This is a genomic window from Vineibacter terrae, from assembly GCF_008039615.1.
In the GTDB taxonomy this organism is placed as follows: Bacteria; Pseudomonadota; Alphaproteobacteria; order Reyranellales; family Reyranellaceae; genus Vineibacter; species Vineibacter terrae.
In genome coordinates, this window is record NZ_VDUZ01000016.1 from 111,969 (window position 1) to 127,178 (window position 15,210).

A 15,210-nucleotide genomic window follows, 5' to 3' on the forward strand; every position below is an offset into this window, starting at 1 on the left:
GGGCGATGGATGGCGCCCCTCCCGTCTTGCTGCGAGCCATGGCCGCGTGCGACCTTGAACTTCCCGATCTCGACGCGACGATCCGTCTGGGTGCCGCGCTGGCGCGTCTCATCCGTGTCGGCGACGTGATCGCTCTGCACGGCGACCTGGGTGCCGGCAAGACAGAATTGGCACGCGCCCTTATCCGCGCTGCCGCCGGCGATGACGCCCTGATCGTGCCCAGCCCGACCTTCACCCTGGTCGAAACCTACGACACGCCGGTCGCGGTTCTGTGGCATTTCGACCTCTACCGCATCGACACGCCGGAGCAGGTCTGGGAGCTGGGCCTCGAGGAGGCGCTGGCCGACGGCGTGGCGCTGATCGAATGGCCGGAACGGCTGGCTGGGTTGCTGCCGTCGCCGCGCCTGGACCTCACGCTCAGGATCGCGCAGGGCGATGCCCGGCAGGCGACGCTGGCCGGCGGCTCGACCTGGACCGACCGCATCGATGCGCTGGCGGGCGCGCTGGCCCATGGCTGACGCGCAGCGCTCGGCGCAGCGACGGGACTTCATCCGTCACGCCGGCTGGCATGATGCCACCGAAGCCCTGCTGGCCGGCGATGCCTCGTTCCGCCGCTACTATCGCCTGCGGCGCGGCGCCGACACGGCAGTGGTCATGGACGCGCCGCCGCCGCAGGAGGATGTGCGGCCGTTCATCGCCATCGGTCGGCACCTGCATGACCTGGGCTTCAGCGCGCCCGCGATCCTCGCGCAGGATCCGGCCGGCGGCTTTCTGCTGCTGGAGGACCTGGGCGACGACACCTATGCGCGGGTCATGAGCCGCCGGCCGGTCCCGGCGGGCGGCGACGAGGCAGCGCTCTATGCGTTGGCCACCGACGTGCTGGTGGCGCTGCACGGCCATGGGCCACGCGCCGTGCCGGCCGGGTTGTCGGCCTATGACGGCGAGGTCCTCGTCGAGGCCGCGATGCTGCTGCCGGAATGGTACCTCCCGGCCGCCGCGCAACGTGCCGTCGATGCCGGAGAGATCGGCTCCTACCGCGAGGCATGGCACGCGGTGCTGCGTGCCATGCCGGCGACGCCGCAGACGCTGCTGCTGCGCGACTATCATCAGGACAACCTGATGTGGCTGCCCGCCCGCTCCGGGGTTCGCGCCTGCGGCCTGCTCGATTTCCAGGATGCGCAGCGCGGCCATGCCGCCTATGACCTGATGTCGCTGATCGAGGATGCGCGGCGCGACATCGACCCGTCGCTGCGCGCTGCCATGCTGGATCGCTACATTGTCGAAGCAGGCGTGCCTGATCGCGGCGCCTTCGAAGCGGCGTTTGCGATCCTGGGCGCGCAGCGCCACGCCCGCGTCATCGGCTTGTTCGTGCGGCTGCTGCTGCGCGACGGCAAGCCGGTGTACCTGCCGCATCTGCCGCGGGTATGGCGGTTGTTCGAGCGATCGCTGGCCCACGAGGCGTTGACGCCGTTGCGGCGCTGGGTGGATCGTCACCTCCCGCCAGCCAGGAGGGCTCTTGCATTATGAGCGGCGCGGTCATCAGACAGGCGATGGTGCTGGCGGCCGGCCGCGGTGAGCGCATGCGGCCGATCACCGACGCGCAGCCGAAGGCGCTGGTGAAGGTGGTTGGCCACGCCTTGCTCGACCATGCGCTGGACGCGCTCGCGGATGCCGGCGTCGAGCTGTGCGTGATCAACACGCACTATCTCGGCGAGCAGATCAAGGCGCATGTCGCGCAGCGCAGAACGCCCCGCATCGTGCTGTCGCCGGAAGCGACGCTGCTCGATACCGGCGGCGGCGTGAAGAACGCGCTGACCCATTTTGGCGATGCGCCGTTCTATACCATCAACAGCGACGCGCTGTGGCTCGATGGGCCGTCGCCCATGCTGGCGCGCATGGCCCGGCATTGGGAGCCGTCGCGCATGGATGCGCTGCTGCTGCTGCACTCGACAGTGGCGGCGCACGGCTATGATGCCGACGGCATGGGCGACTACTACCTGACGCCGGACGGCCGCGCCCGCTGGCGGGGCCGCAGCGGCGTGGCGCCGTTCATGTTCGCAGGCGTCACCGTGTGCGACCGCCGGCTCTATGCGCAGGCGCCGCAGGGACCCTTCTCGCAGCTCCTGCTGTGGAACAAGGCGCAGGAGCGCGAGCGGCTCTTCGGCCTGCGCCATGACGGCGAGTTCTTCCATGTCGGCACGCCGGCAGCGCTGGAGGACGCAGAAGCGTATTTCGCGCGCGGTGGCGGTCGCCGCCGGACCATGGAGTAGATGGTGGCCGCGCCGCGCGGTGTCTACACGGTCCCGCCGGACATCGGCTTTGTCGACGCCCTGGCGCATGGCTTGCTGGAGGCCTACGGCGCCGATCCGCTGACATTCGCCGATGCGCTGGTGCTGCTGCCGACGCGCCGTGCCGTGCGCGCCTTGCGCGAGGCGTTCCTGCGCGCCAGCGACGGCCGGCCGCTGCTGCTGCCGCGGCTGCGCCCGATCGGCGATGTCGACGAGGACGACGAGTCCGTCACCGTCACGGCGCTGGGCGAGGCCTCCGGCGAATCCGTCGCCGTGCCGCCTGCGATCGAGGCGCTGCAGCGCGACGCGCTGCTGACCCGCCTGGTCCTGGCGTTCCGTGACAGTGACGGTCAGCCGATCGCCACGTCGATGGCGCAGGCGTTGGGCCTGGCGCGCGAGCTCGGCCGGCTGATCGACGAGCTGTGGATCGAGGGCGTGCCGTTCGATCGGCTGACGGACGTGGTCGCCGCCAACTTCGCCGAGCACTGGCAGCACACGCTCGCCTTCCTGCGCATCGTCGGCGAGCATTGGCCGGCCATCCTGGCGGAGCGCGGCTGCATCGACGCCGTCGACCGCCGCAACCGGCTGCTGCGCCTGCAGGCCGCGCGCTGGCGGGCAGCGCCGCCGCATCATCCCGTGATCGCGGCCGGCTCGACCGGCACGCAGCCCGCCACGCGCGAGCTGCTGACGGCGGTCGCATCGCTGCCGTCGGGATGCGTGGTCCTGCCCGGCCTCGATCAGGTGCTGGACGACGTGAGCTGGCATGCGCTCGATGCGTCCCATCCCCAGGCCGGCCTGCGCGAGCTGCTGGCAGCGCTGAACCTGGAGCGTGCCGCCGTGCCGGTGTGGCCGATCGTGTCGGTGCGCGCGGCACCGGCGCAGCGCCTGCTGTCGACCATCATGCGGCCGGCCGAGACCAGCGAAGGCTGGAGCGAGGGCGAGCCGCTCGATCCGGCGGCGCTTGAGCACGTCGTGCGTGTCGATTGCACGACGACGCATCACGAGGCGGTGGTCGCGGCCCTGGCGCTGCGCGAGGCCCTGGAGACGCCGCGCCGCACGGCGGCGCTGGTCACGCCTGACCGCGACCTTGCACGCAGGGTCGCGATCGAGCTGCAGCGCTGGGGTATCACGATCGACGATTCGGCAGGCACCGAGCTGGCGCAGACTCCGCCGGGCGCTTTCGTCCGCCTGCTGGCGCGGGCGCTGGCGAGCAGCTTCGCACCGGTGGACCTGCTGGCCCTGCTCAAGCATCCGCTGGCCGGCTTCGGCCTGGCGCGGGCGGCGCTGCTGCGCGCGACACGACGGCTCGACCGGCAAGTGCTGCGGGGGCCGAAGCCCGATGCCGGCCTCGCTGCCCTGCTGCGTCGCGTCGCGGATGCGCGCATCACGGCCCCGGAGGATCGCGTCGCGCTCGAGGATCTGGTCGGGCGCCTGCAGACACAGGTCGCCCAGCCCCTGGCGCTGGGCGATACGACGCCGGCTGCCCAGTGGCTCGATGCGCTGGCGGGCGTGGCCGAAACGATTGCGACCACCGATGCCGTGGATGGCGCCCAGCGGCTCTGGCGTGGCGATGCCGGCGAGGCGCTGGCGCTGGCCGTGCTCGACTGGCGCCGCCACCTGCAAGATCTGCCGCCCATGGCGGCGGGTGATCTGCCGCCGCTGCTGGACACCTTGCTGGCCGGCGCCGTGGTGCGGCCGCGCCATGGCGCGCATCCGCGGCTGGCGATCCTCGGTCCGCTGGAAGCCCGCCTGCAGCATGCCGACCTGGTCGTGCTGGGCGGTCTGAACGAAGGGACTTGGCCACCGGCCGTCGATACCGGGCCGTGGCTCAACCGCCCCATGCGCGCGGCGCTGGGATTGCCGCAGCCCGAGCGGCGTGTGGGTCTGGCGGCACATGACTTCGCCCAGGCTTTCGGCGCGCCCGGCGTGCTGATCACACGTGCCGGCCGCGTCGGCGGCGCGCCTACCGTGCCCAGCCGTTGGCTGGCGCGCCTGGATGCGCTGCTGGGGTACCGCCATGATGCGCCGGCCACGCGCCCGGCCTACCTTCGCCGCGGCGATGCGCGGGTCGACTGGGCCGAAGCGCTCGATCAGCCGGCGGCTTATGCCCCCTGGCCGCAGCCGCAACCGCGGCCGCCGTTGCAGGCGCGTCCCCGCGAGCTCTCCGTCTCGGGCGTCGAGCAGTGGCGGCGCGACCCCTATGGGCTCTATGCGCGGCGCATCCTGAGGCTGGAACCGCTCGACCCGCTGGAGGCGAAGCTGGGCGCCGCCGACCGCGGCAGCGCCCTGCACGCGGCGCTCGAGAAGTTCCTGGCACGCCATCCCGATGCGTTGCCGGCCGATGCCGTCGGCCAGCTGCTGGCGATCGGCGAGGAGGAGCTGGCCGAGCTGCTGAAATCTCCGGCCGAGCGCGCCTTCTGGTGGTCGCGCTTCGAGCGCCTGGCCGGATGGATCGTGCGCCAGGAGCGCGCGCGGCGCGCCGCCGGCCTGCGTACCCTGGCGCACGAGGTGAAAGGCACGCTCACGATCGGCCGCGGTGATGGCGCGTTCACCGTGACGGCGCGCGCCGACCGCATCGACCTGCTGCCCGGCGATCTGTGGGAGATCATCGACTACAAGACCGGGCGCGTGCCGCAACCGCGCGAGCTGGAGGCGTTGTTCGCGCCGCAGCTGCTGCTGGAGTCGGCGATCGCGCGGTTCGGCAGCGTCGAGGCCGCTGCCGCCAGGCCGGAGGCGGTCGAGCTGAGCTACTGGCAGATCCACGGGCGTGACGAAGGCGGCAAGATCGTCGTCATCAAGGACAGCGGGGCCCTTGCCGATCGCATGCTGGCGCTGCTGCAGCAGATGGTCGATCGCTACGACGATGTCGAGAAATCGTACGCGCCGTTGCCGTGGCCCGAGTTCGGTCCGTTCTTCAACGACTATCGTCATCTCGAGCGGGTGGCGGAGTGGTCGACGGAAGGCGACGACACATGAGCGTCTCCACCCTGCCGATCGATCCGCGCATCGATGCCGGCCGCCGGCAAGGCCGTGCCAGCGACCCGCACGCCTCGGCCTGGGTCGAGGCCAATGCCGGCACCGGCAAGACCAAGGTGCTGACCGACCGCATCGTGCGCCTGCTGCTGGATGGCGCCGCGCCGCAGCGCATCCTGTGCCTCACCTTCACCAAGGCCGCCGCCGCCGAGATGCGCAACCGGCTGGCGACGCTTCTGGGCAGCTGGACGCTGGCGCCGGACGATACGCTCGCGGCGGCGCTCACGGGCCTGATGGGACGAGCGCCGACCGTCACCGACATGGTGACCGCCCGGCGCCTGTTCGCGCGCGTGCTGGATGCGCCCGGCGGCGTCAGCATCCAGACCATCCATTCCTTCTGCCAGGCGCTGCTGCAGCGCTTTCCGCTTGAAGCGGGTGTGGCGCCCAACTTCGCGGTGCTGGACGAGCGGCAATCCGGCGCGCTGCTGCAGGAAGCGCAGGATGCGCAGCTTGCCCTGCTGGCGGGCGAGCAGGCGCCGCCGGATCTCGCCGCCGCGCTCAAGGCGGTGGCGGCGCGCATCGCCGAAGCCGAGTATGTCGACATCATGGGCGCGCTGCTGAGCGAGCGCGGCCGCATCGCACGCCTGGCCGGCGATCCGGCGGCGCTGGCGGCCTATGCCGCGCGCCTGCGCCGCGCCCTCGATGCACCGGCCGAAGGCTGTGCCGACGACTTCCTCGCTGCGGGCTGCGCCGATGGTGCGTTCGATCACGCCGGCCTGCGCCGCGCGGCCGACGCCATGGCCAAGGGATCCAAGACCGATCGCGCGCGGTCCGCGGTCCTGGCGGCATGGCTGGCGGACGCATCGCAGCGCATCGATACGTTCGAGACGTATCTGGGCTTCTATTTCACCGGTTCGGGCTCGGTGCGCAGTCCGCTGGCGACCGCTGCCGTGGCCAACGCAGCGCCCGGCATCGTCGAGATCCTCACCGCCGAGGCCGAGCGGCTGCGGGCGCTCAACAATGGCTGGCGAAGCCTGCGGCTGATCGAGCTCACGGCCGCGCTGCTGCAGCTCGGCGCCGACATCCTGCGGCGCTACGAAGCGGCCAAGCGCGCGCGCGGCGCGCTCGACTACGAGGATCTCGTGCTGCGCGCCCGTGCCCTGCTCGGCCGCGCCGGCATTGCGGCCTGGGTCCTCTACAAGCTCGATGGCGGCATCGACCACGTGCTGGTCGACGAGGCGCAGGACACCAATCCCGACCAGTGGGATGTGGTGCGGTGTCTGACGGAGGAGTTCTTCGCCGGGGCCGGCGCCGTCGAGCGCGAGCGCACCGTGTTCGCGGTGGGCGACGCCAAGCAGTCGATCTTCGGCTTTCAGCGCGCCGATCCGGCCAAGCTGGCGCAGATGCGGCAGTGGTTCGGCACACGCGCCGGTGAGGCCGGGCGCCGCTTCGAGCATGTCGAGCTGATCAGCTCCTATCGGTCGGTTGGCGCCGTGCTCGATGCCGTCGACCTGGTGTTCGAATCGGAACCGGCCGCGCAAGGCGTCGCATCGGCCGACCATCCGGTGCGGCACGTGCCCATCCGCATCGGCGAGCCGGGGCTGGTCGAGGTCTGGCCGGTGGTGCGTCCCCTCGAAGGCAACGCCGATCCCACCGACGTCGATGCGCGCCAGGATGCGCTCACACCGCCCGACCAGCGGCTGGCGGCGCTCATCGCCCGGCATGCCAAGGATCTGATCGCCTGCCGCGAGCGCCTCGCCAATACCGGCGAGCCGATCCATCCCGGCCACATCATGGTGCTGGTGCGCCGACGCAATCCCTTCGTGACGGCGCTGGTGCGTGCCTTCAAGCGCGAGGCGCTGCCTGTCGCCGGCGTCGACCGCATGGTGCTGGCCGATGAGCTGCCGGTGCAGGACCTGATCGCGCTGGGCCGGTTCGTCCTGCTGCCGCAGGACGACCTCAACCTTGCCTGCCTGCTCAAGTCGCCGCTGGTCGGGCTCGACGAGGAGGCCCTGTTCGATCTGGCCTGGAATCGCCAGGGCCGGCGGCTATGGACCTCGCTGCGGGCCAGGGCCGAGGCGAACGACCCGCGCTTCACCGCAAGCCATGCCCTGCTGGCCGGCTGGCTGGCGCGTGCCGACTACACGCCGCCGTTCGAGTTCTTCGGCGGCGTGCTGGGCGAGGGGCGCGGCCGCGAGAAGCTGCTGGAGCGCCTGGGTCGCGAGGCCGCCGATCCCATCGATGAGTTCCTGTCGACGGCCCTGCAGCACCAGCGCAGCGAGACGCCGTCGCTGCAGGGTTTCCTGCGCGCCCTGGAGCTGGGCGGCAGCGACATCAAGCGCGACCTCGACGAGAACCGCCGCCGCGAGGTGCGCATCCTCACGGTGCACGGCTCCAAGGGGTTGCAGGCGCCTGTCGTGTACCTGCCCGATACCTGCCGCGTGCCGATGCCGCTCAACCGGCTGCTGTGGTCCGACGACGGCAGCACCCTGCTGTGGCTGCCGCGCGTCGACGATGCCAGCGACGCGGCCCGCAGCCTGGCGGCAAGCGTCAAGCGCCGCGAGAGCCAGGAGCAGAACCGCCTGCTCTATGTCGCCATGACGCGCGCTGCCGATCGCCTCTACGTCGCCGGCTGGGCAGGGGCGCGGGCGCCCGACCGTGGCTGCTGGCATGAGCTGGTGTCGTCCGCCTGCAAGCGCGGCGCCGGCGATGGCCGGTCGGCGCGGGCCATGCCCCAGGCCGAGACCTTCGACTTCACGTCCTTGCTGAACGCGCCCGACGGCTGGACCGGCGAGGGCTGGCGGTTGGCCAGCGGCACGCGGCCGTTGCCGCCGGACCAGCCGCCGCTGCCGCTGCCGGATGTGTCGACGCTGCCCGGCTGGGCACGTCGCCAGCCGCCGCCCGAGCCGCAGCCGCCGGCGCCACTGGCGCCGTCGCGGCCCTTTATCGAGGACGAACCCGACGCGGTCCGCCGGCCGGTGTTCGAGCCGCCGCCGCCGGGCCCGTTCGCGCCCGACCGCACCAATCGCTTTCGCCGCGGCAATGCCATCCATCGTCTGCTGCGGGTGCTGCCGGAATTGCCGGCACCGGACCACGCCGTGGCAGGACAGCTTCTGCTGCAGTCCATCGCCGGCGATGAGGACGACGCCACCCGTGCCGCCTGGCTGGCCGAGACTCTGGGCGTGCTGGCATTGCCCGAGGCCGCGGCGCTGTTCGGCCCCGCTTCGCGTGCCGAGGTGCCGGTCGTCGGCATGGTCGCCCTGGGTAGCGGCCCCTATGCCGTGAGCGGCCAGATCGACCGGCTGGCGGTGAGCGGCGATGCCGTGCTGATCGTCGACTTCAAGACCAACCGGCCGCCGCCGCGTGATCCGGCGCGCGTGCCTCTGGTCTATCGCCGCCAGATGGCGCTCTACCGGGCGCTGCTGAGCCAGATCTACCCCGGCAAGGCCGTAAGCTGCTTCCTGCTGTGGACCGATGCGCCGCTGCTGATGTCCCTGCCCGACGCAGGGCTATCGGCAGCGCTGCCTTGACCCGCCAACCCGCCATTCCTAGATTCCGGGCTCGCAAGACAGGGGCATTCCGCCCCGGATACGGAGAGAGTCCATGGCAACCCAGAAGGCGACCGACAGCACCTTCGAGCAAGAGGTGCTGAAGTCCGATACGCCCGTTCTGGTCGATTTCTGGGCAGAGTGGTGCGGTCCCTGCAAGATAATCGGCCCGTCGCTTGAGCAGATCTCCGACGAGATGGCCGGCAAGCTCAAGGTCGTGAAGGTCAACATCGACGAGAATCCGCTATCGCCGAACAAGTACGGCGTCCGCTCGATTCCGACGCTGCTTGTCTTCAAGGGTGGTCAGGTTGCAGCCACCAAGATCGGCGCGGCGCCCAAGCAGCAGCTGGCGCAGTGGCTGAATTCGGTGGTCTAGGGCCACCGACCTTCGCTTGTCGGCACGAAGCGCGCACCAGGCTCCAGCCGGTGCGCGCTTCGACTTGATGGGCTCACCCGTTCTTCGCCAGCACGGTGCCCGCCAGGTACAGCGAGCCGCAGATCAGCACGCGGAAGGGCGGATGCACGTTGGCCAGCAGGTCCTCCAGCGCATCCGCCACGCTGGGCGCCGGCAGGCACTGCAGCCCGACATCGTCGGCCCGGCGGCAGGCCTCCTCCGGCTCGTAGCAGGCGTGACCTTCGACCGGCACGGCCCACGCCCCGGTGGCATGCCGCGCCAGCGGCCGCAGGAAGCCGCCCGCATCCTTGGTCGTGAGCATGCCGAAGATCAGGTACAGCGGCAACGCGCCCGGCTCGCGGGCCCAGGTGCGCGCCTGCTCGGCCAGCACCAGGCCGCAATCCTCGTTATGGCCGCCGTCGAGCCATAGCTCGCAACCGGGCGGCATGGCATCGACCAGGGGGCCGCGGGCGAGCGGCTGCAGGCGCGCCGGCCAGTCGACCGTGGCCAGGCCCTTGCGGATCGACGCATCGTCGATGCGCAGTCCGGCGGCGCGCAGCCGTTCCATCACCGCCACGGCCGTGGCGGCATTGTCGATCTGGTGGGCGCCCACAAGCCGGGGGCGCGGCAGGTCAAGCGCCAGCGTGGCGCTCTCGTAGCGGAAGCCGTCGTCGCGCGGCGTCACCTGCCATTCCCGTCCCATGCGGAACAGCGGGACGGACAGCGCCTGCGCGTCCTCGACCAGCAGGGCCGCCGGCTCGTCGCGCTGGCGGCCGACCACGGCCGGCACGCCAGGCTTGAAGATGCCCGACTTCTCGTGCGCGATGCGCCGCAGCGTGTCGCCAAGGAACTGCGTGTGGTCGATGCCGATCGGCGTGATCGCCGTCACGGCCGGCGCCGCGATCACGTTGGTGGCATCGAACCGTCCGCCCAGGCCGACCTCCAGGGCCATCAGGTCGGCGGGATGGCGCGCGAAGGACAGGAAGGCGGCGGCCGTCGTGATCTCGAAATAGGTGATCGGCTCGCCTGCGTTGACCTGCTCGCATTCCTCCAGCGTCGCCTCGAGCTCGAGGTCGTCGATCAAGGCGCCGGCGAGCCGGATGCGCTCGTTGAAGCGCACGAGGTGCGGCGATATGTAGGTGTGGACCCTGAGCCCGGCCGCCTCGGCCATGGCGCGCGTGTAGGCCACCAGCGAGCCCTTGCCGTTGGTGCCGGCGATATGCACTGCCGGCGGCAGCTGGCGCTCTGGGTTGCCCAGCAGGTCCAGCAGACGCTGGATGCGCCCCAGCTCCAGGTCGATGACGCGCGGATGCAGGCTCATCAGCCGCGTCAGGATCGCGTCGGTGCTCATGGGGCCATCCGCTGGGCTGTGTGGCCGGCTACGCCGCGGCCGGCGTGGATGAGGTCTGCGGGCGCTTCAGCAGCAGGTCGGTCATGCGGATCAACGTCTCGCGCATCTTGTGGCGATGCACGATCATGTCGACCATCCCATGGTCGAACTGATACTCGGCGCGCTGGAAGCCGGGCGGCAGGGTTTCACGGATCGTGTCCTGGATGACGCGCTGGCCGGAGAACCCGATCAGCGCTCCCGGCTCGGCGATATGGATGTCGCCCAGCATGGCGAACGACGCGGTGACGCCGCCGGTCGTCGGGTCGGTCAGCACCACGATGTAGGGCAGGCCGGCTTCCTTGACGCGCTGCACGGCGATGGTCGTGCGCGGCATCTGCATCAGCGACAGGATCGCCTCCTGCATCCGCGCGCCGCCCGAGGCCGAGAACACGATCAGGGGGGCCTTGGCCTCGACCGCGAGATTGGCCGCCATCAGCAGCCCCTGGCCGACGGCGACGCCCATCGAGCCGCCCATGAACGAGAAGTCGCAGACACCGACGACGGTGTCGTGGCCGCCCAGCTTGCCGCTGGCAACCACCAGCGCCTCGGCGTTGGCGCCGTTCTCGGCGTGCGCCTCCTTCAGCCGGTCCGTGTAGCGCTTGCGGTCGCGGAACTTCAGCGGGTCGAGAACGGTCTTGGGCAGCGGATGGATGTCGTGCTTGCCGTCATCGAACACCGCCGCCAGCCGTGCCGCCGGCCGCATGCGCAGATGATGGTCACAGTGGTTGCAGACCTGCTGGTTGGCTTCCAGGTCGCGGTGAAACAGCATCTGCTCGCAGCTCGGGCATTTCAGCCACAGGTTTTCCGGCGCTTCCTTGCGCGCCACGAGGGCCCGCAATTTGGGCCGCACGAAATTGGTCAGCCAGTTCATAGCGCCCCTTTTGTGCTCCGGACAGGCCCCTGGCGGAGCCGCAACGGACCGTATGGCACGAATTCAGGGCACCGGCAAAGCGACGATTCATGAAATTGAATCAATGGCTTGATCATCGGTCCGCAGACGACTGGTTTCGCTCTGCCGCCGCCGCCGGGCGTGATACCCTGCTGCCCCTTTCGTGTGCTGTTTCGGCGGGTCGAACGTTGGGTGCGCGCAGTACAGCCGGATGGATCGGAACCCCAGGCACGCTCATCGTGGGCAGCCTTGCCGGTTTCGGCCTTCTCACCACCGTCGTCGTCGCTGTTGCCGCCGGGGGATCGCGCGCCGCTGGCCTCCAGTCCTGGATGCTGGCTGCGCTTGCGATCTGCGCCATCGGCCTCTTCGGTGCGACGATCCTGCTATGGCGTGCCGAACGGGCTGCTGCTGCCCGGCAAGCCGCCGAAAGCGCCACCGCCGCGGAAGCGGGCGCCATGCGCGATATCGGCAAGCTGGAAGAGGCGCTCAACGTCATCCCGATCGGCTTCGCCCTCTATGACCGGCATGAACGGCTGGTCGCCTTCAACGAGCCCTACAACCGGATGATCCGGCATATCGGCGGCATCGACAGAACCATGGTCGGCCTCACCTACGAGCAGGTGCTGACCCACTACGAAGGACAGATGAAGGCGGCCTTTCCGGATCGCGACCTCTCGGCATGGAAGGCCGAGTACCTGAAGCGGTTCCACGCGCGCACCAGCATCGACCTGCAATGGGAGAACGGGCGGGTCGTCCGGCTGGCCCAGATCCAGATCCCCAGCGGCGGCGTGGTCCTGATGCGCATGGACGTCTCCGATCTGAAGCAGCGCGAGCAGGAGGCGCTGGCGGCGCAGAAGCGGTTCGACGTGCTGGTCAACTCGCTGTCCGACGCGGTCTTCTCCACGGATCGCGACGGCCGGTTCAGCTATGTCAGCGGCGCCATGCTTCCGCTGCTGGGCTATCGGCCCGACGAGCTCCTGGGCCGCCGGCCGCACGATATCACGCATCCCGACGACCATGCCGGGCTGGAGGCCTGCATCGAGAGGCTGCGCCAGAACCGCGGTGTGTCGATCGCCTTCGCGCATCGCGGGCTCTGCAAGGACGGCACCATCCGGCAGGTCGACGTGCGCATGATGGCCACCGAGCGGGCCGACAGCCTCGGCGGCGAGTTCGCGGTCACCGGCGTGGTGCGGGACGTGCAGCGCCAGCACGAGCTGGCCGAGCGGCTGCGCTATGAGCTGCAGCGCCTGGACTCGGTGGTGCAGTCATCCGGCGCGGCGATCGTTCTCGTCGATCGCGACATGCGCATCATCATGGCCAACAATGGCTTCATCAACGCGTGGCCCGGAAGGTCGGCGGAGGATGTGATCGGCAAGCCCTTGCGCGCGCTCATCGAGAACGTGGGTGACCAGCGCGTCTTCGATGCATGGTTCGCTGCCGGGCCGTCCGACCCGGTCGAAAGGTTGGAGTACGAAAACGCGCGGACGGACCGTCAGGGGCGGAGAAGAATCTATCACGTCACGGCCAATCCCGTGCGCGACACGGCGGGCCTCGTGCAGCACATCGTCTTCCTCGCTGTCGACGCGACCGAGCGGCGTGAAGCGGAGATTCAGCTCTTCGACACGTCGCGGCTGGCCACGGTGGGTGAGATGGCGTCCGGCGTGGCGCACGAGATCAACCAGCCGCTGACCATCATCCGGTTCGCGGCCGAGAGCCTGCTGGAGCAGCTGCAGGACACATCGCCGGACGTGCCGCTGGCCAGCGTCAGCGGCCTGGTCGATGCCAAGCTGTCGCGGATCGTCTCGCAGACCGAGCGCGCGGCCCTGATCATCCAGGAGCTGAAAGGCTTTGCCCGGCAGCCGGATGCGGCACCGCGGCCGTTCGATGTCCCCGCGACGCTGAGCGCGGCGGCGCAGCTGCTGCGCGAGCAGCTGCGCCTGTCGGGCATCGAGGAGGAGCTTGACCTGGCGCCTGGCTGTCCGCCGGTGCTGGGCCACGACAGCCGATTGCAGCAGGTGATCATCAACCTCATCCTCAATTCGCGCGACGCCATCCTCGAGCGCGGCGCGCCTGGCGGCGAGGCGCTGCGCAGCGGCACGATCCGGATCGGCGCGCGGCACCTGGCCTCGACCGGGAAGGTCGTCATCACGGTGGAGGACGATGGGCCGGGTATCCCCGATGCCGTTCTGCCGCGGCTGTTCGAGCCGTTCTTCACGACCAAGCCGACCGGCAAAGGCACCGGGCTTGGCCTGTCGGTGGGCTATCAGATCGTGCGCCAGATGGGCGGCACGATCACGGCCGAGAACCGCGCCGAAGGGGGCGCGCGTTTCATCATGACGCTCGACGCGGCGCCCACGGATATGGACCTGCCGCCGCCCGACGCCGCGTGACCCCCGGATCTACCGCCACAGGTTGTTGAACGGACGCACCAGCTGCTGCGGCTGCACCACCTGGCAGAACTGCTTGCCGGACTGGTACAGGGCGCAGAGCTGGCCGGCTTCGGCAGCCCCGAGGTCGGCGATCACGGTCGCGAACTTGCGCTGCTTGCCGACAACGATATCGACGATCCATTCGCGGCCGAGCCAGGTGCGGCCGGCCTTGGCCAATGCCGTCTGCGCCGCCTGATGCGCCTGTCGCGCCGCCGGCAAGGTCGGGAAGGTGCCGACCCAGGCGCCTTCGCCGGGGTAATCGTAGCGGGCCGGCACGCAGCTGCCGTCGGTCAGCACCGTTGTCGGCATGCCGCCTGTGTTGTCGAGCTGCCATACCTTGGGCCGGTTGCCGCCGGTGCGGGCCTGCAGCGCTTCGTCGAACATGCGCACGGCGTACTCGTCGCGCAGGTCGGCGCGCCGGAAGCCGGCGACGACGCCGACGAGGCGCCTGCCGTCACGCACGGCCGAGGCGACCAGGTTGAAGCCCGACGAGCACAGGAAGCCGGTCTTCAGCCCGTCGGCGCCGGGATACATGTCCAGGAACTTGACGCTGTGGCCGATGCGCACGTTGTTGATGACCACGTCGTGCGCGCTGAAATACGTGTAGTACTGCGGGAAGTCGCGCACCAGGGCGATGGCCAGCAGCGCCATGTCGCGCGCCGTCGTCATCTGCTCGGGATCCTTCCACCCGCTCGGGTTCTTGAAGACGCTGCCGGTCATGCCCAGGCGGCGGGCGGTGCTCGTCATGCGCTGCGCGAAGGCGCTCTCGGAGCCGCCCAGGCGTTCGCCCACGGCAACCGCCACATCGTTGGCCGAGCGCAGGATCAGCGCCAGGATGGCCTGCTCGGCGGTGATCTCGTAGCCGCGCGGCAGCACCAGCTTCGAAGGCTGCTGGTTGTAGGCGTAGTCGGAGAAGCCGATCTTGTCCTGCAGCCCGATCCGGCCGGCCTTGAGATCCTCGAACAGAAGGTAGAGCGTCATCAGCTTGGTGACGGACGCCGGGTAGAAAGGGGCGCCCGCATCGCGCTGGTGCAGCACCTCGCCGGTCTGCGCGTCGACCACGATGGACGGCCCGGCGACCAGCGGGCCGGTCGGCGTCTGGATCGCCGACATCTGCGCCGCTGCCGGCAGGACCGGCAGCGCGAGGGACAAAGCGAGGACGGCGGCGAGGGATGAACGCAGGCGACGCATTGCGTCATTCTAGCGCAAACCACGCATGCAGTCTGCAGGTGAGCGCCCGGAAAGGCTTTGCAAGCCCCGGGTCACGGCTTAGGAAGGACGCTACATTCCCCACACGCG

10 protein-coding genes are annotated in these 15,210 nt (G+C 70.3%); 7 read left to right on the forward strand and 3 right to left on the reverse strand.

Translation table 11 applies throughout. The features are described 5' to 3' along the window. The first annotated feature begins 38 nt into the window (after positions 1-38). The 6 genes from tsaE to trxA all read left to right on the forward strand — a co-directional run bounded on the left by tsaE (position 39) and on the right by trxA (position 9,185). A complete protein-coding gene (gene tsaE, locus FHP25_RS15800) occupies positions 39-518 on the forward strand; it encodes a tRNA (adenosine(37)-N6)-threonylcarbamoyltransferase complex ATPase subunit type 1 TsaE (protein ID WP_147847909.1) in 480 nt (159 codons plus the stop codon). Continuing rightward, on the forward strand, positions 511-1,527 hold the full coding sequence (locus FHP25_RS15805; protein WP_147847910.1) for an aminoglycoside phosphotransferase family protein: 1,017 nt from the start codon (positions 511-513) through the stop codon (positions 1,525-1,527). Before tsaE ends, FHP25_RS15805 begins: the two co-directional genes overlap by 8 nt. Continuing rightward, positions 1,524-2,270, forward strand: a complete 747-nt coding sequence (locus FHP25_RS15810) for a nucleotidyltransferase family protein (protein ID WP_147847911.1) — start codon at positions 1,524-1,526, stop codon at positions 2,268-2,270. The genes FHP25_RS15805 and FHP25_RS15810 overlap by 4 nt, the downstream gene beginning before the upstream one ends. Then, complete coding sequence (addB, locus tag FHP25_RS15815) at positions 2,271-5,264, forward strand: double-strand break repair protein AddB (protein WP_147847912.1); 2,994 nt, start codon at positions 2,271-2,273, stop codon at positions 5,262-5,264. Then, positions 5,261-8,791: a double-strand break repair helicase AddA gene (gene addA, locus FHP25_RS15820; protein ID WP_147847913.1), complete on the forward strand. Its 3,531-nt coding sequence runs from the start codon at positions 5,261-5,263 to the stop codon at positions 8,789-8,791. The genes addB and addA overlap by 4 nt, the downstream gene beginning before the upstream one ends. A gap of 73 nt (positions 8,792-8,864) precedes the next feature. Next, the gene (gene trxA, locus FHP25_RS15825; protein ID WP_147847914.1) at positions 8,865-9,185 is read left to right on the forward strand and encodes a thioredoxin; all 321 of its coding nucleotides are present in this window, start codon (positions 8,865-8,867) and stop codon (positions 9,183-9,185) included. Positions 9,186-9,258: 73 nt separating this feature from the next. Here the strand turns inward: trxA and FHP25_RS15830 are convergent, their stop codons facing one another. Together FHP25_RS15830 and accD are read right to left on the reverse strand one after the other, a co-directional pair. Next, positions 9,259-10,554, reverse strand: coding sequence for a bifunctional folylpolyglutamate synthase/dihydrofolate synthase (locus FHP25_RS15830; RefSeq protein WP_147847915.1), 1,296 nt, complete (start codon positions 10,552-10,554; stop codon positions 9,259-9,261). Positions 10,555-10,582: 28 nt separating this feature from the next. Next, positions 10,583-11,464, reverse strand: coding sequence for an acetyl-CoA carboxylase, carboxyltransferase subunit beta (gene accD, locus FHP25_RS15835; RefSeq protein WP_147847916.1), 882 nt, complete (start codon positions 11,462-11,464; stop codon positions 10,583-10,585). A gap of 257 nt (positions 11,465-11,721) precedes the next feature. Between accD and FHP25_RS15840 the strand changes: the two genes are divergently transcribed. Further along, the gene (locus FHP25_RS15840; protein ID WP_178133557.1) at positions 11,722-13,872 is read left to right on the forward strand and encodes a PAS domain-containing sensor histidine kinase; all 2,151 of its coding nucleotides are present in this window, start codon (positions 11,722-11,724) and stop codon (positions 13,870-13,872) included. Positions 13,873-13,881: 9 nt separating this feature from the next. Here the strand turns inward: FHP25_RS15840 and FHP25_RS15845 are convergent, their stop codons facing one another. Beyond that, positions 13,882-15,102 (reverse strand): D-alanyl-D-alanine carboxypeptidase family protein, encoded by a 1,221-nt coding sequence (locus FHP25_RS15845; RefSeq protein WP_147847918.1) that lies wholly within the window; start codon positions 15,100-15,102, stop codon positions 13,882-13,884. Positions 15,103-15,210: the final 108 nt, after the last annotated feature.